The organism is Aeromonas sp. DNRA1 (assembly GCF_963888745.1).
Classification (GTDB): Bacteria; Pseudomonadota; Gammaproteobacteria; order Enterobacterales; family Aeromonadaceae; genus Aeromonas; species Aeromonas hydrophila.
On record NZ_CAWPKQ010000003.1, the window covers coordinates 513,813 to 536,618 of the forward strand.

Below are 22,806 nucleotides of genomic sequence, written 5' to 3' on the forward strand. Positions count from 1 at the left end.
CGCTTTTGCCACACTTTTGGCATAATGCCCCCTTTTGCTGCGGGACGCCCTTTTGACCATCCAGACCCTGTTCAAGCCAGACGGCCCTCTGGCCAGCCATATCGACGGCTTTAAAGCCCGTGCCCCGCAACTGGAGATGGCCGAGGCGGTGGCGCGTGCCATCAAGGAGCATGGTCGCTTGCTGGTGGAGGCGGGCACCGGTACCGGCAAGACCTACGCCTACCTGGTGCCGGCGCTGGAATCCGGCAAACGGGTGGTGATCAGCACCGGCTCAAAGAACCTGCAGGAGCAGCTTTTCTACCGGGATCTCCCCACCATCACGGGGGCGCTCTCCTATACCCCGCCGGTGGCCCTGCTCAAGGGGCGCAGCAACTATCTGTGCATCGAGCGGATGAACCGGCTGCTCAGCGAATCCCACCTGCAAAAGCCGGAAGTGCTCAATGATCTGGTCAAGGTGAAGTCCTGGTCCACCGCCACCGACAACGGCGACGTGGGGGATATTCCGGGGCTGCAGGAGAACGCCGAGATCCTCGCGCACGTCACCAGCACCAATGAAAATTGCCTCGGTCGCGACTGCCCCTATTACGACGACTGCCATCTGGTGGTGGCTCGCCGCCGGGCCATGGATGCCCAGGTGGTGGTGATCAACCACCACCTCTTCTTCGCCGACATGGCGGTCAAAGACACCGGATTTGGCGAGCTGGTGCCCGAAGCGCAGGTCTACGTGTTTGACGAAGCGCACCAGCTGCCCGAGATCGCCACCAACTACTTCGGCAAATCGGTGGGCAGCCGCACTATTCTGGATCTGGCACAAGATATCCAGCTCGCCTATCGGGCCGAAGCCCATGACATGGCCCAGCTCGGCAAGGCGGCCGACCGGCTCGCCATCGCCAGTCAGGATCTGCGGCTCGCCTTCGGGGTGGACGGTGGGCGCGGCAATACCCGTGACATGCTGCGCCAGCCACTCTGGGGCCAGGCGCTGGCCCGCCTCAACGATGCCCTCGGACTCTGTTATGAAGTGCTGAAACTGGCGCTGGGGCGCGGCGAGCAGCTTGACCACTGTTTCGAGCGGATCAGCGAGCTGCGCACCCGCTTGGGGGAGGTATTGGCCATCAACCAGACCGGCTTCTCCTACTGGTATGACTGCTCGCGGCTGCACTTTACCCTCAACCTGACCCCGCTGTCGGTGGCCGAGCGCTTTGGCGCCGAGGTGCTGCGCCCCGAAGTGGCGTGGGTGTTTACCTCGGCCACCCTGACGGTGGACATGCGCTTTGATCACTTCAAAGCCGAGCTGGGGCTGGCCGGTAGCGCCGAGCTTATTCTCGACAGCCCGTTCGACTACGGCGAGCAGGCGCGGCTCTGCGTGCCACGCTTTCTGCCTGAGCCCAATGCCTTTGGCCGCGGCGAGCAGCTGGCCAATCTGATGATCCCGCTCATCAACAAGACGCCGGGGGGCTGTTTCTTTCTCTGTACCAGCCATCAGGTGATGCGCCAGGTGGCCGAGGTGCTGCGCCGGGAGATCGGCCGTACCGTCCTGCTGCAGGGAGAGGACAACAAGCAGCGATTGCTCAAGGAGTTCGTCGAGAATGGCCGCGCCGTGCTGGTGGCGACCAGCAGCTTCTGGGAGGGGATCGACGTGCGAGGGGCGGCGCTCTCCTGTGTTATCATCGACAAGCTGCCGTTCGCCAGTCCCGATGATCCGCAGCTTAAAGCGCGAGTGGATGACTGCAAGCTCAGGGGCGGCGATCCCTTTGCCGATATCCAGCTGCCCAAGGCGGTGATCGCCTTGAAACAGGGGGTAGGGCGGCTCATCCGTGATCGCGGTGATCACGGAGTACTGGTCATCTGTGATCCCCGCATGGTCAACAAGCCCTATGGCGCTACCTTCATCAAGAGTCTGCCTGCGATTCCACGAACCCGGGAGCTGGCGATGCTGGGGAATTTCTTCGAGCAGCAGGCGCTCGCCGGGCGGTGATCGCGTTTGCGCTGGCGCGGCCGCCAAGCCTTGCGACATTTTGAAAAACTGCTGGCACTGTCTGCTTGCAGATTATGTAATTGACTGATTTTATAGAGATTGGAAAGCATGAACGAGTTGAAGATCCTGGCCGTTGATACCTCCACCGAAGCCTGCTCCGCCGCCTTGCTGGTGGGGGAGCAGGTGTTCTCCCGCTGGGAGGAGGCGCCGCGGGATCACACCCGCAAGATCCTGCCCATGGTTCAGGCTGTGTTGGACGAAGCCGGGATAACCTTGGATGAGCTCGATGCCATCGCCTTTGGCCGTGGTCCCGGCTCCTTTACCGGGGTGCGCATCGGCATCGGTGTGGCGCAGGGCCTGGCATTTGGGGCCGGCGTGCCGCTGATCGGCATCTCCACCCTGGCCGCCATGGCGCAAGGTGCCCATCGTCTGGATGGCGCCGAACAGGTGCTGACCGCCATCGATGCGCGGATGAACGAGGTCTATTTCGGCCGCTATGAGCTGATCGATGGCCGCATGCAGCTGGTGGGCGACGAGGTGGTGAGCGATCCCGCGGCACTGGTTGACGCCCGTGGCAAACTAGCGGGTCGGGTGACCTGCGTCGGTACCGGTTTTGAAACCTATGGCGAAATTTTGAGTGGCCTTGCCGATGAGCTGGCGATGAGTCAGGTGCGTTTCCCGGCGGCGCTGGACATGCTGCCGCTGGCGCACAGCGCCTGGCTGGCGGGCGAGGCGGTGGCGGTGGAGCAGGCGACCCCGGTCTATTTGCGTGACAAGGTGACCTGGAAGAAGCTGCCGGGTCGCGAATAAGGGCGAGAGTGGCAGCCATGTCGCTCACGCCGCTGGGAACATACCCCATTGCGGGTGGTTGACAGGCCGGTTCATCCGGCCAGAGGAGCGTGACATGTTGAAGCGTGCAATGATGATGGGGGCTGCAGGCCTCTTGCTCGGTGCCTGCAGCTCGGTTCCGAAAGAGCTGGCCTATGAGCCTGCCAACCAGCTGGTGGCCTACCAGCCGGCCCTTGCGGGCCAGGAGGGCAAACCGGCTCGCTGGAGCGGGGTCATCTCGGCGGTACACAACAAGGCGGATCAGAGCGTCATCGAGGTGGTCTATTTGCCGCTCAAGTCCAACGGGGTGCCGGAGCAGACCGAACAGAGCCCGGGCCGTTTTTTGGCCATCATGCAGGGCTTTGTCGACCCGACCCTCTATGCCAAGGGGCGCAGCCTGACGGTGCTGGGCACCATCGACAAGCCGCTCGACAGCCAGATAGGCGAGCATAAATACCGCTTCTCGGTACTCAAGGTGACGGGCAGCAAGTTGTGGCCGCCGGTCAAGGAGGTGGAGGTGCGCTATGTGGATCCCTACTTCTACGACCCCTTCTATGATCCCTACTGGCCGAGACGGCCGCTGCGCCGCTAGGACCGGGAGTGAAGACCGTGCTGCAGGAGCGCTTCCTGACCTTGGCGGATGGCCGCAGGGTGGCCTTGCTTGAGAGTCAGCCAGTGCCGGGTGAACAGGCCAGTAAACCCTTGCTGGTTGCGCTGCATGGCTGGCTCGACAACAGTGCGAGCTTTGTGCCCCTAGCCCCTTATCTGACCCACTTTAAGCTGGTCTGCATCGATCTGCCGGGGCACGGTCACTCGGATCACAAGGGCACGCCCTATGTCTTCGTCGACTGGCTGGACGATCTCTACCAGATCGCCCAAGCGGCGGGCTGGACGGCATTCACGCTGCTTGGCCACTCTCTCGGTGCCTTGATCGCTTCCGCCTATGCCGGGGTCTTCCCCGAGCAGGTGGAGCGACTCATCCTGCTGGAGGGGCTCGGTCCTCTCAGCCAACCCGACGAGGCAGTGCCGGAGCAGCTGCGCCGCGCCATCCTGAATCGCAGTCGCACCCGTGAGCGAGCCTCCCAGGGCTTTGCATCCATCGAGGAAGCGGTGACGGCGCGCTGCAAGGTGGCCGATATTGGCCCGAGTTCGGCACGTCTCATCTGCGAGCGGCAGCTGGAAGCGCGTGAAGGGCGCTGGCATTGGCGCAGCGATCCTCGTCTTAGAGATCTCTCCCCCATGCGCATGAGCGAAGGGCAGGCCCAGGCGCTGATCCGGGCCATCCGTTGCCCGGTGCTATTTATCGCCGGCGCAGAGGGTTTTGCCAGCCTGCAGGCACAGTGGCAACAGCGTCATGCCGCGTTTGCCCAGATAGAGCGGGTCATTTTGGCGGGAAACCACCATTTTCATATGGAAAATTCGGTAGAGACCGCGGTTTGTATCGAAAAATTTTGTCAAATTCGGTAGAATCGACGGCTTTCAATAATTCCAGGTTTGTCTTCTCCCTCACATTTTTCCGTTGTTAATTTGCTGTTAATTGATGTTGCCCTATGTAAATATGGGCGGCATTAGAGTATGAGCTTAAAACAACTGCTTGAAATGGATGTGAACAGGGACGGAGGCAACACAGTGAGCGCACAGGTGCTAGTTATGCAGGAGAAGTTCGTGGAAAAAGTCTGGCTGAAGCGTTATCCAGAAGGGGTGCCCGCCGAGATCAATCCAGACCAATACAGCTCCCTGGTCGAGATGTTTGAAGAGTCGGTGACTGAATTTGCCGACCAGCCTGCCTTCGTCAACATGGGGCAGACCATTACCTACCGTCGCCTTGAAGAGCAGTCCCGCGCCTTTGCCGCCTACCTGCAAAACGAGCTCAAGCTCAGTCAGGGTGACAGGGTCGCCGTGATGATGCCCAACCTGCTGCAGTACCCCATCGCGGTGTTCGGCATCCTGCGTGCTGGCATGATAGTGGTCAACGTCAACCCGCTCTACACCCCGCGCGAGCTGGAACATCAGCTCAAGGACTCCGGTGCCAAGGCCATCGTCATCGTCTCCAACTTTGCCCATACCCTGGAAAAAGTGGTCTACGACACCCCGGTCAAGCACGTGATCCTGACCCGCATGGGCGACAACCTGGGCCTGGCCAAGGGCACCGTGGTCAACTTCGTGGTGAAATACGTCAAGAAGCTGGTACCCAAATACAATCTGCCCCACGCCAGCACCATGCGCCAGGCGCTGGCCAAAGGCCGCTATCTGCAGTACATCAAGCCCGAGATCAACAACGACGATCTGGCTTTCCTGCAGTACACCGGCGGTACCACCGGCCTCTCCAAGGGGGCCATGTTGACCCACCGCAACATGATTGCCAACGTGGAGCAGTGCCTCGGCGTCTATGGCCCCATGCTGGAACGGGGCAAGGAGTTCGTGGTCACCGCACTGCCGCTCTACCACGTCTTCGCGCTGACCGTGAACTGCCTGCTGTTCATGCGCCTGGGTGGCTACAACCTGCTGATCAGCAACCCGCGCGACATCCCGGGCTTTGTCAAAGAGATCAGAAAGTACCCCTTTACCTGCATCACCGGGGTCAACACCCTGTTCAATGCGCTGGTCAACAACGGCGAGTTCCAGTCGATGGACTTCTCCCGTCTGAAGCTGACCATTGGTGGCGGCATGGCGGTGCAGCGGGCGGTGGCAGAACAGTGGAAAGGGCTGACCGATACGCCGCTGCTGGAAGGCTACGGCCTGACCGAGTGTTCGCCGCTGGTGAGTGTCTGCCCCTATGATCTGACTGATTACAACGGCTCCATCGGCCTGCCGGTCTGCTCTACCGACATTCGTCTGGTGGATGATGCAGGCCAGGTGATCCACGAGCTTGGCAAACCCGGCGAGATGCAGGTGCGCGGCCCGCAGGTGATGAGCGGCTACTGGCAGCGGCCGGAAGCCACCGCCGAGGTGATGCAGGATGGCTGGCTCTGTACCGGTGACATCGCGGTGTGCGATGAGCAGGGCTTCTTCAAGATCGTCGATCGCAAGAAGGACATGATCCTGGTCTCCGGCTTCAACGTTTATCCGAACGAAATTGAAGACGTGGTGGCGCTGCACCCGAAAGTGCTGGAAGTGGCCGCCGTCGGCGTGCCGCACAAGGTCTCCGGCGAGCTGGTGAAGATCTTCGTGGTCAAGAAAGATGCAAAGCTGCAGGAAGACGAGATTATTGCTCACTGCCGCAAACATCTGACTGCCTATAAGGTACCGAAACTGGTAGAATTTCGTGACGAACTTCCCAAGACCAATGTGGGCAAGATCCTGCGCCGCGTGCTGCGCGACGAGGAGATTGCCAAGCAGTAACCGGCGTGGCGCTGCCAAGCAGCATGCCGTCGTTATGCAAAACCGTGGGTCAGCCCACGGTTTTTTCTTTTGGCCCTGATCAACACGCAGGCACAGATGCACTATCAACTCATTTCACAGCAAGCCGAACTGGATCAGTATCTCGCCTCCCTGGCCGACGTTCCCCTGGCCATCGATACTGAATTCGTTCGCACCCGCACCTATTATCCCCAGCTGGGCCTGTTCCAGATCTATGACGGTGAGCATCTGGCACTGCTGGATCCGCTGACGCTGGATCTCTCCTCCCTCTGGCAACGACTCGGCCGGGCAGGGCAGATCGCCATCTTGCACGCCTCCGGTGAAGATCTGGAGCTTATCCAGCATCAGGCGGGCCATCTGCCCAACCAGATGCACGACACCCAGCTGGCCGCCGCCTTTCTGGGTTACGGGGTATCGGTCGGTTTTGGCGCCCTGGTCAACGAGTTTCTCGCGGTGGAGCTGGAGAAGGATCAGGCCCGTACCGACTGGCTGGCGCGCCCGCTGACTCCCCGTCAGCTCGAGTACGCGGCAGCCGACGTGTTTTATCTGCTGCCGCTCTACGAGAGAGTGATGGCCAAGTTGCATGAGAGCGGCAAGTTCGCCTGGTTCGAGCAGGAGTGCCAGAACCACTCCGCCCGCAAGACCCAGACCAGCGATCCCCGCCAGGCCTATCTCGACATCGTCAATGCCTGGCAACTGGGACGCCGCGAGCTGGCCATTCTGCGTGAGCTCGCCGCCTGGCGTCAGCAAGAGGCGGTGCGCCGGGATCTTGCCCTCAACTTCGTGGTCAAAGAGCTGCACCTGTTCAAGGTCGCGGAGCGCAGACCCACTTCGCTGCGCGATTTGAACGAGCTGGGGCTGGCCCCCATCGAGATCAAGATCCACGGCAAACGGATGCTGGATATCGTGGCCGCAGCCCAGCAGAGCGATCCCGACAGCTGGCCCGAGCCCATTCGCCGGCTGGTGGACTACCCCCAGTACAAGGCCGAGCTCAAGCGCATCAAGGGGATGGTGGAAGAGAAGGCCAAGGCCAGCAACATTCCGCCCGAGCTGGTGGCCAGCAAGAAGATCATTCACCAGTATTTCACCTGGAGCTGGCGCATGAGTGACGAAGAGCGCGCCCGTGCCGACAAGCCGATGCTGCTGCAAGGCTGGCGCCATGAACTGGTTGGCCACTTGCTGGCGCAGTGATCACAAGATAAAAAAGGGGCCCTCTGGGCCCCTTTTTTATCTGCGTTACTGCAGTGGATAGCGGTAGCGAGCCAGGATCTGCCCGTACTCCGGGCTCTGCAGCAGGGCCCGGATCGCCTCATCAAGCCGTTGCAGTTGTTGTGGCGTGGTGGTGCGACGACTCAACATCAGGTGAACCGGGGTCTGCTGGATGTCGAGCAGGGTGGTCAGTTGATCGAGGGGGATACCGGCCAGATTGAGCTGCTGCAATCCCATGGGGTCCATGACAACCCCCTGGATCCGGCCGGCCAGCAGCAGCTTGATCAGCGGTTCCATTTTCAGCCTTACTAGCAGTCGCTGCTGCATCTGGGATGACTGCATGAAGGTGCGAAAATCGGTGCCGTAATCAAAATCACGCAGCATGCCGATGGTGAAGTCCGGCCGGGAGAGCAAGTCGGAGAGCTGGGTTATCTCCTGCCAGCGCCCCTTGTCCTGACGGCGGATAAGCAGCACGGTCTCTTCATTGCGATAGGGCAGGGTAAAGCGGGCATACAGGTTGCGCTCGGCAGTCTGGTTGGCGGACATGGTCAGTTGAATGGTGCCGAACTCCAGCTCGCGCAGCACGCGGGCCCAGGGCATCTCGCTGTAGTTGGCGTGAAACCCAGCCCGGTTGAAGATGGCTTCCAGCAGGTCGATATCCAGCCCCTGCAGTTGCTGCTGTTCGTCGCGAAAGCTGAACGGGTGCCAGCTTGACCAGCCTACCAGCAGCGACTCTTGCGCCCAGGCGGAGCAGCACAAACACCATAACAACAAGACTCTGTACACGGAGATGTCCCTGTTCAGCGTGGTTGTTGTTGATTATTGAATAGAAATGTCGGGCTGACCAGCCCGCAGAAGAGGATGCACGGACGTGCATCCCTCAGAGTTCGTGGGCGTGGAATCCCTTGCGATAGCGGGCTTCGCAGCGCGGGCAGCGTTGCAGGGTCGGGTCCTGTTCCAGCTGTTCGATGGCCAGCGGCTCCTCGCAGTCGGAACAGAGGCCATAGAGGCCCAGATCCATCTGACAGAGGGCGGCATCGATACGCTTGAGGCGAGCCACGCGCTGCTCTACCTTGGGCAAATCGAGGCGGCTGGTCAGATCAACCAGTTGATCCCGCTCGCAGTGATCCACCTTCTCTGCCCACTCGTCACGCCGACAGGCTTTGAGCTGACCAATCAGCTCTTCTCTTACTTGCGCCCAGTCAGTCAGCAGGCGATCACGCCACACGGCCAACTGAGCTTGCGTCATTTCACACACACTAGCCCCCAACAGACGAATTACGAATCTGGGGCAGTATAGGGAAGCGACAGGATTATCAAGATGATATGCGTCAAGTAAAGGACGGTTAGATCACAGTTTTCGACGCCTGCAGCAAGGCATCCCGGATGGGATTGGTCTCCTTGAGTACCCGGATTTCCCCAAACAGCCGATCCGCCTCGGGATACTCCCGCTTGAGATAGCTGAACCACTGCTTGATCCGGCTCGGGTAGTAGTCTGCCTTCTCGCTCGCCAAGTCCTGCTCGGTGTAGCTCACCATCAGCTGCAGCACCTCGGCCCAGCTCATGTGGGCACAGCCGGTCTTCATGACGTTGGCCAGATTGGGCAGAGAGATGGCGCCGCGACCCACCATCAGGGTGTCGCAGCCGGAGACTTGGGCGCAGGCGAGGGCATCCGCATGATCCCAGATCTCGCCGTTGGCGGTGACGGGGATGGGCAGAGCACGGCGAATGGCGTCCACATACTCCCAGTGGGCCGGCGCCTTGTAGCCTTCGCGCTTGGTGCGGGCGTGCACGGCCAGCTCGTTGGCGCCGCCTTGATGAACGGCCTGAGCGTTCTCCAGATAGAGATCCTTGTCATCGTAGCCGAGGCGGATCTTGGCACTCACCGGCAGATGGGCAGGCACCGCCTCGCGCACCGCCTTGACGATGCGATAGATGGTCTCGGGCTCTTTGAGCAGCACGGCGCCCCCCTTGCTCTTGTTGACCGTGGGGGCAGGGCAGCCGAAGTTGAGATCGACGCCAGGGGAGCCGAGCTCGATGGCCCGCAGCGCGTTTTCGGCCAGCCATTCTGGGTGCTGGCCCAGCAGTTGTACCCGCACCGGGGTGCCGGCTCGGGTCTTGCCGTCCTGTTTGAGTTCGGGACAGAGGCGATGAAACACCTTGGCCGGCAGCAGCTGATCGACCACCCGGATGAATTCGCTGACGCAGAGGTCGTAATTGTTGACGGAGGTGAGCACCTCCCGCATCAAGTGATCCAGCACCCCCTGCATGGGGGCCAAAATTACGCGCATAACCGGTTCCGAAGGGCAAACAGAGAAAAAAGAGCGCAGATTGTAGTGGTAACGGGGCAGGTTGTCAGCCGTCACGCCATAGGAGTGGGCAGGTTAAGGCCATGATTGGTGCGCAAGCCCCGTGATCCGGGGTATCAGTTGTCATGATAATGGGAATCGTTGTCAACATGGGGGCGGATCCTGTTAGGATGACGCAAGGGCATGGTAAGAGGGGCTGCGATGAAACGTTGGTGTTTGATGGGGTTGGGCTGGCTGGCATTCGTGACCGGCATCATCGGCATAGTGCTGCCCCTGCTGCCGACCACGCCCTTCATGCTGCTGGCGGCGGCCCTGTTTGCCCGCTCGTCCCCTCGTTTTCACCGCTGGTTGCTGGCCCATCCCTGGTTCGGACCGCCCATTGCCGACTGGCAGCAGTATCGCGGCATTCGCCGCCATGCGCGGCGGCGTGCCATCCTCTTCATTCTGCTCTCCTTCTCGGTGTCGCTGGCGGTGGTTCCCCTGCTGTGGGTCAGGCTGCTGCTCATTGCCATAATGGTGATCCTGCTCACCTGGTTAATGCGTCTGCCGGTGCTGGAGCCAGTTGCAATGGAGAAGTGAAGTCCCTAAGCTATTGCGGCAATAATGCTATGGAGTCGGCCTGTCATTTTTGCGTGACGGGCCTTTTTATTTCCCGCTGGCGGGAAGCTGAGAGAAACGACCATCTGCGTCGAAAAACAAACGGTCAAACCATGAATCCGGAAACCCTGAAATTTATCGAAGCGAGCATCAAGACCATTCCCGACTATCCGAAGCCGGGCATCCTGTTTCGCGACATCACCAGCCTGATCGAGAATGCCGACGCCTTCAAGGCCACCATCGATCTGCTGGCCAATCACTATCGTGATCAAGGGATCACCAAGATTGTCGGTACCGAAGCGCGTGGCTTCATCTTCGGCGCGCCGGTTGCCTACGCCATGGGTCTGGGCTTCGTGCCGGTTCGCAAGCCGGGCAAACTGCCCCGCGCCGTCATCGAAGAGTCCTATGCCCTCGAATACGGCACCGACACCCTGCAACTGCACACCGACGCCATCTTGCCCGGTGACAAGGTGCTGGTCGTGGACGATCTGCTGGCCACCGGCGGCACCGTCGATGCGACCGTCAAACTCATTCGCCGCGCTGGCGGTGAAGTGGTTGATGCCGCGTTCATCATCTCCCTGCCGTCCCTCGGTGGTGATGCCCGCCTGACCGCCGCCGGCGTCAAGGTGGTTTCTCTGGTCGAACTGCCGGGCGAATAAGCCCTCAGTCTGACCAAGCTGGCAGGTCTCGTCAGCCTTGCCTGCGTCCAGACCGGTGCCCGTACGGGCATCGGTTTGAAATTCAAGCGATCCCTCCCGCCCTGGCCGATAGCCGATACAGCCCGCCCCGCATTTGTGTTAGCATCCAGCCTCAATGCCTTGTCATCCCTGCATCGAGATCTATGAGCTATCAGGTTCTGGCGCGTAAATGGCGCCCCCATACGTTTGAACAAGTGGTAGGCCAGCACCATGTGCTGACCGCCTTGACCAACGCCCTGGATCAGGGACGGCTGCATCACGCCTATCTGCTGAGCGGCACCCGCGGGGTCGGCAAGACCACCATCGCCCGCATCCTGGCCAAGAGCCTCAACTGCGAGCAGGGGATCAGCAGCCACCCGTGCGGGGTGTGCGACACCTGCCGCGAGATCGACCAGGGCAACTTCGTCGATCTGCTGGAGATCGATGCGGCGTCGCGCACCAAGGTGGAAGATACCCGTGAGCTGCTCGACAACGTGCAGTACCGGCCGGCCCGTGGCCGCTTCAAGGTCTACCTCATCGATGAAGTGCACATGTTGTCGCGCCACAGCTTCAACGCGCTGCTGAAAACCCTGGAAGAGCCGCCCCCCTATGTGAAGTTCCTGCTGGCTACCACGGATCCGCAGAAGCTGCCGATCACCATCCTCTCGCGCTGCCTGCAGTTTCATCTGAAGAGTCTGGATCAGACCCAGATCGCCAAGCAGCTCGAATGGGTGCTGGATCAGGAGGGGCAACCCTTTGAACCGCGCGCCCTGTTGGCGCTGGCCAAGGCGGCTGACGGCAGCATGCGCGACGCCTTGAGCCTGACCGATCAGGCGCTGGCCCACGGCAATGGCAGTGTGCGCCTAGACAGCGTGCTGGCCATGCTGGGCACGCTCGATCATCGCCATCTGCACCAGCTGCTGGAGGCGGTGCTGCGCCAGGATGCGCCGGCCACCATGGCCAAGATCACCGAAATCGCCACCCTGGGTCCCGATTTTGATCAGCTCCACGCCGAACTGGAAGGGTTACTCCATCGCATTGCCATGGCGCAGCTATTGCCCGCCACCGTTCAGGAGCAGGGGGCGGACGCCGATGCTCTGCTGCAGCTGGCCCAGGCCATGAGCCCGGAAGAGGTGCAGCTCTGCTACCAGATTGTGCTGGGTGGCCGTAAAGACTTGCCCTGGGCGCCCGATGGCCGCACCGCGCTGGAGATGACCTGCCTGCGGATGCTGGCCTTCTCGCCCCGGCGTGAAGTTCTGCACCCCGCCAGCCTGACGGCGCTGCCCCCCGCCATGGGAGGGTTGGCGACAGAGGCGAGAAGTGGCGCAGCGGCGCCGGGAAAGCCCCAGGGGGCTGAGCCGGCCCCGGCTGCCAGCGCAGCGCCACTGGCTCCGTCAGCGGTTGCCGCCGCCGCGCCTGCCGCGACCATGGCCCCTGTGGTGATGGCCGAGCAAGCAGCTGTCGAGCCAGCTTTGGAGAGACAGGATAACGGGGCCGAGCTGGATCCGCTGTTTGCCGAGCAGGATGAGTTGCTGCGCGAGGCCGAGCAGATGGGTTACGAGGCGGTGACGTTGCCGGCCGCGTCCGGCAACCTGCCGGCAGAGCCGTCTGTGGCTCCCCCTTCAGTGCCTGTCATGGCCGAGCCCGAGCCAATTGCGCAGGCCGAGGTTGTGGCAGACACAGATACCGTCCCCTCGACGGTCTCCAGCATGCAAAGCCTGCTTGGCAAGCGCAATCTGCTGCGCAGTCGCCTGCGCAGCGAACCATCGACGGCGACCAGCGCTGCGCGCACAGCGCCCGCCAAACCGGTGGCTGCCGCCAGACCGGCAACGGTGATGCAACCAGCCGCCGCCATGCCATCCCCGGCTTTCGAGCCGCAACCGGTGCGGGTTGATGGGCAAGGGCAGGCGTCTGCCCGGCCAGCCCCGCAGACGGGGTATGACGACTTGCCGCCGCTCGATGCCTATGAAGAGAGCGGGAGCGACTACGAAGAGTATTTGAGCCAAGGTTTCAGCGATGCGTTTGCCAGTGCCCCTCTGCCGGAGCGGGCTGCCCAGGCGACATCGCCGGCGTCTATCCCCGCGGCCGTGACACGTCCTCAGTCAGACGATCTGCCGCCCTGGGATCTGGACGGCAGTGCACCTCGGCAGGCTAGCGCTGCGCCTGTTGCTGCCCCCGTGACGGCCTCTCGCGAGGTCGTTGTCAGCGAGCCGGTGCCTGCCGTCTCGGTGATGGAAACCATCGACTGGGACGAGCTGGAGGGTGACAGCCAGCCGCAAGCGGGAGAAGTGGCGGCCAGATTGATCCCGTCCTCCCTGCTGAACAGCTGCGGCGATCCCTGGGCCGAGCTGATTGCTCGCACCGGTGTCGGTGGTCGGCTGCGTCAGCTGGCCATCAACTCGGTCATGAGCCAGCAGGGGGATAAGGTACTGTTGACCCTCAAACCGGAGCAGCGCCATCTGATCAGCGACAGGGCGCGGGCCGATCTGGCCGAGATCATCGGCCCCGAGCTGGGGCAACCGGTGCAGGTGGAGGTCACGCTGGGCAGTGTGCCCGAGCAGGAGACGCCGCTGGAGATAGAACATCGCCTCTATCTCGGGGTGCGTGAGCAGGTCACCCGGGATCTGGAGCAGGATCCCAACGTGCAATTTTTGCAGCAGCGATTCGGCGCCGTGCTTCACCACGACAGCATAGAGCCGCTGAGTCGCTGACAAACATCATGCCGGGCCTGGTGCCCGGTTGATAAATGGTTTGGCTGTCCCCACTTAGGATGGGTAAACCCACGGCCCGGCGCTGGATGCCGGATTTCAAGACGAGAGACGACATATGTTTGGTAAAGGTGGAATGGGGAACCTGATGAAACAGGCCCAACAGATGCAAGAGCGTATGCAGAAGATGCAAGAGCAGCTTGCCCAGATGGAAGTGGTCGGTGAAGCCGGCGCTGGCATGGTCAAGGTCACCATGGCCGGCAGCCACAGTGTACGCCGCATCGAGATCGACCCGAGCCTGATGGAAGATGACAAAGAGATGCTGGAAGATCTGGTGGCCGCTGCCGTCAACGATGCCGTGCGTCGCGTGGAAGAGCAGAACAAGAGCAAGATGGGCGAACTGACCGGCGGCATGCAACTGCCCCCCGGCTTCAAGATGCCGTTCTAAGCTCGGCCTGGCAGGGCGCGCCGTACCGCGTTTCTTGCGTACGATAGTGTGACCAGACGACACGGCGGATACATCTCTGTATCCGCCGTGTTTTTTTATCCGGTTTGCAAGGCGACAGCCACTCGTGTTTGGCTGTCTGCTGGCTCACAACTGCGAAGTGCTACCCAAGTCATGCTGGGGGGCCATCAAGAAAGGCAGCGTCCCTTCACCCAATAGATGGCTCTGGCATCCTTGTCCACCCTGGGGTGGCCTGTCGCCAGAAGTCGGTAAGGTAGCCCTGCCAGCAACTCGGCCAGCTGAAACTGCGGATCATCCTGGTTGATGAGCAGGCTGGTATAGAGGGGGTCCTGGCAGGTCAAAATAGCATTGAGTCGGGTCTTGTCGACATTGGTTATTTGCCAGTTGCCATATACCGAGAATAATCCGCGTTCGGTTTCACCAAATTGCCAGCCGGCAATATTGGCGCGTTGTGCTATCGGTATTTTAAACAAGAAGTGTTGGGTGTCATCTTTCATATTTTTGGCGGCATCAATGGCGGGGTAGGCCAGAATAAATGTCAGCATGAACATAATACCGGCAGCGCTGGCCAGCAAGGTCGCGCCATGTATTTCACGCCAGCGCCACAACTGTTCTACTGCGAATATAAGCAATATGGCCGCAAATACATGCCGCCAACCCAGCGTACTGATGACCTTGAGCACCTTGTCGGGTATTTCCAGCGGCAACAGCGGCAGATAAAAAGGGGCCATCAGCAGCGCCAGTGCAAACAGGAACATGAACAAGGTCCAGCCACGGCCATAACCATTGAGCCAGCGAGGCCAGCAGACGCTCAGTTGCCCGATCATCAGGGCAAAGACCGGCATCAGTGGAAAGAGGTAAAGAGTCCGCTTGGTGGAGGCGATGCTGAGCAGCAGCAGGGTGCCCAGCGCCCAGCTCAGCAGAAACAGGCGGGAGGCGCTCCACTGCTTTTGCCTCAGGGTCTGCCAGCACCAGAGCAGCACCAGGGGCAGCCAGGGCAGGGTGTATTCGGCCAGCCCGCCAAGGTAAAAGAGGTATTCACCGGGCTTGATGTGACCGAGTTCGGTCGAGCTGCCCGTCAACCTGCCCACCTGATTTTGCCAGAACCACTGCTGCCAGAGCGACTCCCCCTCAGGATGCTGCCACAGGGCCAGCAGCCAGCCGGCGATAGGGGTGATAAACAGAAGGGTCATGCCGAGGTGCTGTATCACGAAGCGGCCTCCCTCCTGGCGTGCAAGATGGCGTTTGAGTGCCGGCAGAAACAGCGCCAGCCAGCCGAAGAAGAGGGTGATGGGGCCGATGGGGCCCTTGACCAGAAAGCAGAGGGAGAGCCCAAGCCCTGCACACCAGAGCATGTGCTGGCGATCCGCCAGATACCATTCGGCAAATGCCCACATGGTGAAGGCGACGAAAAAGGCGAGGCTGGTATCGACCCGGATCCAGTGGCTGTTCATGATGAAGCCTTCCATGGTGCCCAGAGCGATCACCGACCAGAGTGCGGCAGTGCTGGAGCCCAGTACCCGTCTGGCCAACAGGCCGGTGAACAGCAGGGTTGCCATGGCCCACAGCGCCCCCACCAGACGCAGCGCCACCGTGACGCCGAGGTTGTCGTGCAGCAGGGCAAGAAAGGGAATGGTGAGGATGTAATAAAGGGGCGGTTTTTCGATGAAGCTGCTGCCGCCCAGCGTCGGGATGGCCAGTTCACGGCTGGTGAACATCTCCCAGGCAATGGCCGCCTCGCGAGGCTCGTCGGGGGTCCACAACTGGTGCCCAAACTGGCCCATCAGGGTGATGGCCAGCACCATCAGCAATAATCCGTATAGATGCGTATTCGGGGTTGTGCTAGTGGGCTGCATGAGGTCCTCTCGGCAGGCAAGGCTGCGTTTTGACAACGAACGGTCTGACCCCCGTGGTTTGAGAATGGGTCATGGTAATATCCATATTGATAAAGGCTCACCACACTAAAATGTCGATGTTCAATCTAGTATCACATATTCTTATGGATGCTAATGAACAAGTTGTTACCAAATATTACTTAAGACGTTTACCTTTATTGTGGTGAGACATTGTGTCTTGCTCTGCCATTTGTCAAATAAATGCCGTTGTGGGCTTATTTACACTTTTGGCTTGGTCTTAGCTGAGATGCTTGGCGAGCCATGGATGAACATACCGGCCATATATTGATAGTGCTGACTGCTTCTATATTTTTATTTTTCATACCAGATTTTCTGGAGCTTAATATGCGGGGATCCTGATGGAAGATGAACCAGGTATCGAAGTCATCGCGAAGGTTAGGTAGAGCAGATGGCATTGTGTTGGGATTTTCGTCTTGATCAGAGAATCATCAACATGAGGGGCGATAGCCCCCTTTGGGGGTACTCATTTTGCAGTCAGATCACCACCCACTGATCCACGTTGACCAAGACGATGGGGAGGATGCTGGGGCGAAGGTCAAGATAACGCGCTTCGAGTTGCCGAGAGAACCTTGCTGGTTGCCCGCAGCTATCCGTATAGGTTGCAGCCAATGCATTCGAATGGCGGAGTGCGTCGTGCCGGCGGCAGGCCCAGAATAACTAAGCCTGCGACCCGGCTGGCGGGATGATTTTGTTGCGGCAGTGCAACTTGTCGCAGCAAATGGCGCGAGATGAATGCTTTTACGCGCAATCGGCCGTCAGGTGGGCCTGTTACCTGGCTGCAGGCAAACCGAACATCAGCGACAAAAATCATATAAAACATTAACTTGGATTTAAGATTTTCGCTTTCGAAGACGCTTATGTCGTTTCATCATTACTATTTATGGATCAGTTATAAAACCTTTGTTCATTTGACTACTTTTCGCGTTTCTCATTGCAGAGTAAGATGCCACTTCAATAAAAATAAGAATTAGGAGTTCGGGTGTGAAGGCATTAGTAAAAGAAAGGGTATCGCCCTATATAAGCCAGTTATATGAGTGCGGTATTAATGATTCTGACATTAAGTTGGTAGTGGATCAGTTCCGCTCCGACGTGTCGGGCAGTTCGTCGCTGTTCCTGTTGCGCGATGATGACAAGAGTGACGGCATCAAGCTCTTCGCGAGCGGGTTGACCGAGGCCCAGCAGCAGTTCTACGTCCAGCACCATCGCCAGGATGTGTGGTTCAATCACTATCTGGACAAGGGCTGCCAGGGGATCGTCAGCGCCAACACTCTGTCCAACTCGGCGGGTCTGCTGGCCAGCTTCGGTGCCCAGTTCGCGGCCGGTGGTGTCTGCCGGGTGAAGGGGCGGGGACTGAGCAGCCTGTGTACCTATCGGGCGGCCACCCAGGATGATTTCAGTGCCCAGGAAATTTCTTCCCTTGGCGAAGTTTATTCTGGCCTCGCGGCCTGGAGCCACCATTATTGGAACCTGCTGGCCCTAGAAACCCAGAATTATCAGCTGCAACAGCTGGTGAAAAACCACAATAAGCCCAGCGCCATCGTGGATGACAAAGGGCATATTCATTATTCCAATGTGGCCTTCAATCGTATTGCCGACGAGAACGTGGAGTTGCGGGCAGGCAATGGTATTTTCTCGCTGCAAAATAAGGAGCAGCAACGCCAGTTCAAAGAGATATTGAATGGTTTTGCCTATCTGCTGCCCGGTGCCAGCGCTTATATGTCCATTCCCCGTCAGCCTAATCTGCGGCCGTTGCTGATCCAGTGCACTTTGATGAGCGGTCTCAACCGCTTCGAACGGTATGTGGAAGTGGTGTTGCGAGATCCAGAGCACTCCTTCAACCCCGACATCGAAGCGCTGGCGAGTCTCTATCCGCTCACCATCGGCGAGAAAGAGTTGCTGGTGCTGATGAGTAAGGGCTACAGCAGCAACGACATTGCCGAGCTGCGCGGCGTCAAGGTGGAAACCGTGCGCTCGACCCTGAAGGGGGTCTTCAAGAAGACCGACTGCCACAGCCAGAACGAGCTCTTGCTGTTGCTGCAATCCATCTCCTGATCCATGCAAGCTATGCTTGGAGTGAGCCGGACATAGTGCCCGGCTCGCGCCTCCCGCCCGGGAGGCAGGTTGGGGGAATGCACGATGGAATCACTCAAGGCAAAGGATTACATGCAGACTCGCCCCATCACCTTCAGCGCGGAGATGATGGTGCAGGCGGCGGTGGAAAAATTTCTCAACAGTCGCCAGCTTGGCGGCCCCGTAGTTGATGAGCGGGGTCACTTGGTTGGCTGGGTCTCCGAGCAGGACTGCATTGCCGTCATGTTGAAAGAGGCCTATCACTGTGAACAGGTGGCCCAGGTACGGGATGTGATGCGCAAGGAGGTGCTGGCCATCGGCCCCGATACCAGCATTCTTGAGCTGGCGGAGATGATGATGGGGCAAAAACCCAAGATCTACCCGGTGGTGGAGGAGGGGCATCTGCTCGGAGTCATCAGCCGCCACGACGTGATGCAGGCCATCCACGCCCAGCTGGGAACCTGCTTCGTCCACAAGGCGCGCGCCTGAGCCCGGTTGATGGACGTACTGATGTCATCCCAAGAGCAGGCATCTGGCCTGCTCTTTCTTATTGTGATGGTGAATGCCGACATAAAGAGCTTGCTGCCCGGATAACGTCTCTTTCATCCTCCTCACGGCCGCTTTAAGGCTTGCACCCTCCGGCCTCGCTCTTTAGGATCGCTCGAAGCTATCGATATGGCCCTATTGCCGGGCACTCTTTTAAGGAATTAGTACCTTGTCTCTCTCTATCGAGGCGCTGCGCCGCCGTCTCCCTGCCTGCATGAATCTCGACGCCCGCCGTCTCTCCAGCCGTCTGCACGGGGTTAAAAAGTTGCCTGAAGGCAAACAGGCTGCCGTGCTCGAGACCATCGCCGCCGATCTGGATGCGGCACAGGCACGTTACCAGTCCCGTCTGGCCGGAGTGCCCAAAGTCACCTATCCGGACAATCTGCCAGTCAGCCAGAAGCAGGCGGAGATCGCCAAAGCCATTGAAGAGCATCAAGTGGTGATCATCGCTGGGGAAACCGGTTCGGGCAAAACCACCCAGATCCCCAAGATTTGTCTGGCGCTCGGGCGTGGGGTGAAGGGCTTTATCGGCCACACCCAGCCACGCCGTCTGGCGGCCCGTACCGTGGCGGCCCGTATTGCCGAGGAGATGGAGTCCGAACTCGGTCACTATGTGGGCTACAAGGTGCGCTTTACCGATCAGGTGAGCGAGCAGACCCACATCAAGCTGATGACCGACGGTATCCTGCTGGCCGAGATCCAGAACGACCGGATGCTCACCCAGTACGACACCATCATCATCGATGAGGCCCACGAGCGCAGCCTCAACATCGACTTCATTCTGGGCTATCTCAAACAGCTGCTACCAAAACGCCCGGATCTCAAGGTGATCATCACCTCGGCCACCATAGACCCGCAGCGCTTCTCCCGCCATTTCAACAAGGCGCCGGTGATCGAGGTCTCTGGCCGCACCTATCCGGTAGAGGTGCGCTACCGCCCACTATTTGTTGATAAAAAAAGCAGTGACAAGAGCGAAGGGTTGGAGGAGCGAGACGAGCTGCAGGGGATCTTCGATGCAGTGGAGGAGCTGGCTCGCGAGGGGCTCGGGGACATCCTCATCTTCATGAACGGCGAGCGGGAGATCCGCGATACCGCCGATGCCCTGCGCAAGCTCAACCTGCGCGATACCGAGGTGCTGCCGCTCTACGCCCGTCTCTCCAACGCCGAGCAGAACAAGGTGTTTCAGCAACATGCCGGGCGGCGCATCGTGCTCGCCACCAACGTGGCGGAGACCTCCCTCACCGTGCCAGGCATCCGCTACGTCATAGATCCGGGCACTGCCCGTATCAGTCGCTACTCCTGGCGCACCAAGGTGCAGCGCCTGCCTATCGAGCCGGTCTCCCAGGCCAGTGCCAACCAGCGTAAAGGGCGCTGCGGTCGGGTGGCGGATGGTATCTGTATCCGCCTCTACTCCGAGGAGGATTTCAACGGCCGCCCTGCCTTCACCGACCCCGAGATCTTGCGCACCAACCTGGCATCGGTCATTCTGCAGATGCTGGCGCTCGGCCTTGGCAACATGGAGGCGTTTCCCTTCGTCGAGCCACCAGAGTCGCGCCATATCAAGGATGGTCTGACTCTCTTGAAAGAGCTGGAGGCGGTGAGGGAATTGCCCGCCACCGGCGATCGCGAAGCCAAACTGCAGCTGACCGAGACTGGTCGCCAGCTCTCGCGTATCCCCCTTGATCCTCGTTTGGCGAAGATGGTGATCAGCGCGGCGCAGACCGGCTGTCTGAGCGAGGTGATGGTGATCACTGCCGCCCTCAGTATTCAGGATCCCCGCGAGCGGCCCATGGAGAAGAAGCAGGCCGCCGATGAGCAACACAGGCGCTTTGAGGACAAGGATTCCGACTTCCTTGCCTTCGTTAACCTCTGGAATTACCTGAAAGAGCAGCAGGATGCCCTTGGTAGCAACCCGTTCCGCCGCATGTGCCAGAAGGAGTTTCTCTCCTACCTGCGGGTGCGCGAGTGGCAGGACATCCATTTCCAGCTGCGTCAGACGGTCAAGGAGCTTGGTTTTAAAGCCAACCATGAACCGGCGGATTTCAAGACGGTGCACTGCGCGCTGCTGACCGGCCTCTTGAGCCATATCGGCAACAAGGATTTGGAAAAGCCCGAGTTCCTTGGCGCCCGCAACGGCCGTTTCCACCTGTTCCCGGCCTCGGGCCTGTTCAAGAAGCCGCCCAAGTGGGTGATGGCTGCCGAGCTGGTGGAGACCTCGCGCCTCTATGCCCGCATCAACGCCAAGATTGAACCCGAGTGGGTGGAGCCACTGGCAGGCCACCTCATCAAGCTGCACCACAGCGACCCCCACTGGTCGAAGAAAAACGGCGCCGTGATGGCCAAGGAGAAGGTGACCCTCTATGGCTTGACTCTGGTCAACGAGCGCACCATCAACTTCAGCCGTATCGATCCGGCGCTGTGCCGCGAGCTGTTTATACGCCGCGCGTTGGTGGAGGGGGATTTCGAGACCCGTCACCGCTTCTTCAGCGACAATCGCAAGCTCCTGGCCGAGGTGGAGGCGCTGGAGCACAAATCCCGTCGGCGCGACATTCTGGTGGATGACGAGGATCTGTTCCGCTTCTACGATGCCCGCTTGCCAGAGGAAGTGATCTCCGCTCGCCATTTCGACAAGTGGTGGAAAGAGGCGCAAAAGCAGGACGCCGAGCTGCTCAACTTCGAGAAAGAGATGTTGATGAAGGGGGATGCGGCCCACATCAGCGATCTCGACTACCCCAACTTCTGGCAGCAGGGGCGCCTCAAGCTCAAGCTGACCTATCAGTTCGAGCCGGGGGAGGCCGCCGATGGCGTGACCCTGCATATTCCGCTGCCGCTCTTGAATCAGGTGGAGGTGAAGGGGTTCGAGTGGCTGATCCCGGGGCTGCGTCACGAGCTGTTGGTGGCCCTCATCAAGTCGATGCCAAAGCCGATGCGCAAGAACTTCGTGCCAGCGCCGAACTATGCCGATGCGCTGCTCGCCAGTATCAACCCCGAGCAGGGGCCGCTCTTGGACGAGATGGAGCGTCAGCTGCGCCGGATGACCGGCGTGACCGTGCCCCGCGAATCTTGGGACTGGTCTGCGGTGCCCGATCACCTGAAACTCACCTTCCGGGTGGTGGACGACAAACACAAGAAGGTGGCGGAAGGTAAAGATCTGGAGGCCTTGAAAGAGTCCCTGCGCGGCAAGGTGCAGGAGACCCTGTCACAAGTGGCGGACGATGATATCGAGCAGTCCGGTCTCACCCTGTGGAGCTTTGGTGAGCTGCCGCAAGAGTACAGCCAGAAGCGGGGCGGTTTTGAGGTGAAGGCCTATCCGGCCTTGGTGGATCAGAAGGATTCGGTCGCCATCCAGCTGGTGGAGAGCCCGGTGGTGCAGCAGCAGCTGATGTGGGCCGGTCAGCGTCGGCTGGTACTGCTCAACGTACCATCTCCCATCAAGTATCTGCAGGAGAAGCTGCCCAACAAGGCCAAGCTGGGGCTCTATTTCAACCCGTTTGGCAAGGTGGCCGAGCTTATTGACGACTGCATTGCCTGCGGCTGCGACAAGCTGATTGAGCAGCACGGCGGCATGGCCTGGGACGAGGCCGGTTTCGAGGCGCTCAAGGAGTATGTCCGCGCTGAGCTCAACGATGCGGTGGTGGAGGTGGCCAAGCAGGTGGAAGCCGTGCTGACGCTATCCCACGAGATCAAGAAGCGGCTCAAGGGCAAGATGCAGCTCGACACCGCCTTTGCCATGTCCGACATCCAGCAGCAGCTCGGCAACCTCATCCACAAGGGCTTTGTCACCGAGACCGGCTGGCAGCGGCTGCCTGACTTGCTGCGCTACCTGCGGGCCATCGAGCGTCGTCTCGAGAAGCTCGCCATCGATCCTAACCGGGATCGGGTCTACATGCTCAAGGTGCACAGCGTGGAGTCGGAGTACAAGGCGCTGCTGGCCAAGATCCCCAAATCCCAGCTTATTCCCACCGAGGTGGCCAATATTCGCTGGATGATCGAGGAGCTGCGGGTATCGTTTTTTGCCCAGAATCTGGGAACCCCCTATCCGGTCTCCGATAAACGGGTGCTGAACGCTATCGCTCAGTGCTAATCTGCTGTAAAGGAGAGGGGCCGGTGCCGTGTTGCCGGCCGGTTGGACGCTGACGGAGGAG

17 protein-coding genes are annotated in these 22,806 nt (G+C 60.0%); 13 read left to right on the forward strand and 4 right to left on the reverse strand.

Annotated elements, in window-relative coordinates:
* The first annotated feature begins 52 nt into the window (after positions 1-52).
* From AACQ43_RS12280 to rnd, 6 genes are all read left to right on the forward strand, one after another.
* Complete coding sequence (locus AACQ43_RS12280; protein WP_024945368.1) at positions 53-1,975, forward strand: ATP-dependent DNA helicase; 1,923 nt, start codon at positions 53-55, stop codon at positions 1,973-1,975.
* 108 nt (positions 1,976-2,083) lie between these two features.
* Positions 2,084-2,785: a tRNA (adenosine(37)-N6)-threonylcarbamoyltransferase complex dimerization subunit type 1 TsaB gene (gene tsaB, locus AACQ43_RS12285; RefSeq protein WP_168967448.1), complete on the forward strand. Its 702-nt coding sequence runs from the start codon at positions 2,084-2,086 to the stop codon at positions 2,783-2,785.
* 94 nt (positions 2,786-2,879) lie between these two features.
* Positions 2,880-3,395, forward strand: coding sequence for a Slp family lipoprotein (locus tag AACQ43_RS12290; protein ID WP_168967449.1), 516 nt, complete (start codon positions 2,880-2,882; stop codon positions 3,393-3,395).
* Between the two features lie 8 nt (positions 3,396-3,403).
* A complete protein-coding gene (locus AACQ43_RS12295) occupies positions 3,404-4,270 on the forward strand; it encodes an alpha/beta fold hydrolase (protein WP_168967450.1) in 867 nt (288 codons plus the stop codon).
* Positions 4,271-4,468: 198 nt separating this feature from the next.
* On the forward strand, positions 4,469-6,145 hold the full coding sequence (fadD, locus tag AACQ43_RS12300; RefSeq protein WP_168967614.1) for a long-chain-fatty-acid--CoA ligase FadD: 1,677 nt from the start codon (positions 4,469-4,471) through the stop codon (positions 6,143-6,145).
* Between the two features lie 96 nt (positions 6,146-6,241).
* Complete coding sequence (gene rnd, locus AACQ43_RS12305) at positions 6,242-7,354, forward strand: ribonuclease D (protein WP_211162540.1); 1,113 nt, start codon at positions 6,242-6,244, stop codon at positions 7,352-7,354.
* A gap of 45 nt (positions 7,355-7,399) precedes the next feature.
* Here rnd and AACQ43_RS12310 read toward each other — a convergent pair whose 3' ends face one another.
* The 3 genes from AACQ43_RS12310 to dusC form a co-directional block, all read right to left on the reverse strand.
* A complete protein-coding gene (locus AACQ43_RS12310; protein WP_168967452.1) occupies positions 7,400-8,158 on the reverse strand; it encodes a transporter substrate-binding domain-containing protein in 759 nt (252 codons plus the stop codon).
* A gap of 94 nt (positions 8,159-8,252) precedes the next feature.
* Positions 8,253-8,621: a TraR/DksA family transcriptional regulator gene (locus AACQ43_RS12315; protein ID WP_168967453.1), complete on the reverse strand. Its 369-nt coding sequence runs from the start codon at positions 8,619-8,621 to the stop codon at positions 8,253-8,255.
* A 97-nt stretch (positions 8,622-8,718) separates the two neighbouring features.
* Positions 8,719-9,663: a tRNA dihydrouridine(16) synthase DusC gene (dusC, locus tag AACQ43_RS12320; RefSeq protein ID WP_168967454.1), complete on the reverse strand. Its 945-nt coding sequence runs from the start codon at positions 9,661-9,663 to the stop codon at positions 8,719-8,721.
* Between the two features lie 219 nt (positions 9,664-9,882).
* Here dusC and AACQ43_RS12325 point away from each other — a divergent pair, with 219 nt between their 5' ends.
* The 4 genes from AACQ43_RS12325 to AACQ43_RS12340 all read left to right on the forward strand — a co-directional run bounded on the left by AACQ43_RS12325 (position 9,883) and on the right by AACQ43_RS12340 (position 14,111).
* Positions 9,883-10,260 carry a YbaN family protein gene (locus AACQ43_RS12325; protein WP_011706066.1) on the forward strand — a complete coding sequence of 126 codons (378 nt, stop codon included), beginning with the start codon at positions 9,883-9,885 and terminating at the stop codon, positions 10,258-10,260.
* Positions 10,261-10,391: 131 nt separating this feature from the next.
* A complete protein-coding gene (gene apt / locus AACQ43_RS12330) occupies positions 10,392-10,937 on the forward strand; it encodes an adenine phosphoribosyltransferase (RefSeq protein WP_168967455.1) in 546 nt (181 codons plus the stop codon).
* A gap of 182 nt (positions 10,938-11,119) precedes the next feature.
* A complete protein-coding gene (gene dnaX / locus AACQ43_RS12335) occupies positions 11,120-13,666 on the forward strand; it encodes a DNA polymerase III subunit gamma/tau (protein WP_168967456.1) in 2,547 nt (848 codons plus the stop codon).
* Positions 13,667-13,781: 115 nt separating this feature from the next.
* The gene (locus tag AACQ43_RS12340; RefSeq protein ID WP_011706069.1) at positions 13,782-14,111 is read left to right on the forward strand and encodes a YbaB/EbfC family nucleoid-associated protein; all 330 of its coding nucleotides are present in this window, start codon (positions 13,782-13,784) and stop codon (positions 14,109-14,111) included.
* A 185-nt stretch (positions 14,112-14,296) separates the two neighbouring features.
* On the opposite strand, the gene AACQ43_RS12345 is transcribed toward AACQ43_RS12340, so the two are convergent.
* Complete coding sequence (locus AACQ43_RS12345; RefSeq protein WP_168967457.1) at positions 14,297-15,985, reverse strand: phospholipid carrier-dependent glycosyltransferase; 1,689 nt, start codon at positions 15,983-15,985, stop codon at positions 14,297-14,299.
* Between the two features lie 1,041 nt (positions 15,986-17,026).
* Here AACQ43_RS12345 and AACQ43_RS12350 point away from each other — a divergent pair.
* The 3 genes from AACQ43_RS12350 (at position 17,027) to hrpA (ending at position 22,745) form a co-directional block, all read left to right on the forward strand.
* Complete coding sequence (locus tag AACQ43_RS12350; protein WP_017408386.1) at positions 17,027-18,097, forward strand: helix-turn-helix transcriptional regulator; 1,071 nt, start codon at positions 17,027-17,029, stop codon at positions 18,095-18,097.
* Between the two features lie 84 nt (positions 18,098-18,181).
* Positions 18,182-18,604 (forward strand): CBS domain-containing protein, encoded by a 423-nt coding sequence (locus AACQ43_RS12355; RefSeq protein WP_168967458.1) that lies wholly within the window; start codon positions 18,182-18,184, stop codon positions 18,602-18,604.
* A gap of 226 nt (positions 18,605-18,830) precedes the next feature.
* Positions 18,831-22,745 (forward strand): ATP-dependent RNA helicase HrpA, encoded by a 3,915-nt coding sequence (hrpA, locus tag AACQ43_RS12360; protein WP_168967459.1) that lies wholly within the window; start codon positions 18,831-18,833, stop codon positions 22,743-22,745.
* The last annotated feature ends 61 nt before the right edge of the window (positions 22,746-22,806 follow it).

What these genes read in the sequence shown, in the direction of transcription:
- tsaB (WP_168967448.1), top strand. Translation starts at nt 2,084, where the DNA reads ATGAACGAGTTGAAGATCCTGGCCGTTGATACCTCCACCGAAGCCTGC.
- AACQ43_RS12290 (WP_168967449.1), top strand. Translation starts at nt 2,880, where the DNA reads ATGTTGAAGCGTGCAATGATGATGGGGGCTGCAGGCCTCTTGCTCGGT.
- rnd (WP_211162540.1), top strand. Translation starts at nt 6,242, where the DNA reads ATGCACTATCAACTCATTTCACAGCAAGCCGAACTGGATCAGTATCTC.
- AACQ43_RS12315 (WP_168967453.1), bottom strand. Translation starts at nt 8,621, where the DNA reads ATGACGCAAGCTCAGTTGGCCGTGTGGCGTGATCGCCTGCTGACTGAC.
- dusC (WP_168967454.1), bottom strand. Translation starts at nt 9,663, where the DNA reads ATGCGCGTAATTTTGGCCCCCATGCAGGGGGTGCTGGATCACTTGATG.
- AACQ43_RS12325 (WP_011706066.1), top strand. Translation starts at nt 9,883, where the DNA reads ATGAAACGTTGGTGTTTGATGGGGTTGGGCTGGCTGGCATTCGTGACC.
- apt (WP_168967455.1), top strand. Translation starts at nt 10,392, where the DNA reads ATGAATCCGGAAACCCTGAAATTTATCGAAGCGAGCATCAAGACCATT.
- dnaX (WP_168967456.1), top strand. Translation starts at nt 11,120, where the DNA reads ATGAGCTATCAGGTTCTGGCGCGTAAATGGCGCCCCCATACGTTTGAA.
- AACQ43_RS12340 (WP_011706069.1), top strand. Translation starts at nt 13,782, where the DNA reads ATGTTTGGTAAAGGTGGAATGGGGAACCTGATGAAACAGGCCCAACAG.
- AACQ43_RS12345 (WP_168967457.1), bottom strand. Translation starts at nt 15,985, where the DNA reads ATGCAGCCCACTAGCACAACCCCGAATACGCATCTATACGGATTATTG.
- AACQ43_RS12355 (WP_168967458.1), top strand. Translation starts at nt 18,182, where the DNA reads ATGGAATCACTCAAGGCAAAGGATTACATGCAGACTCGCCCCATCACC.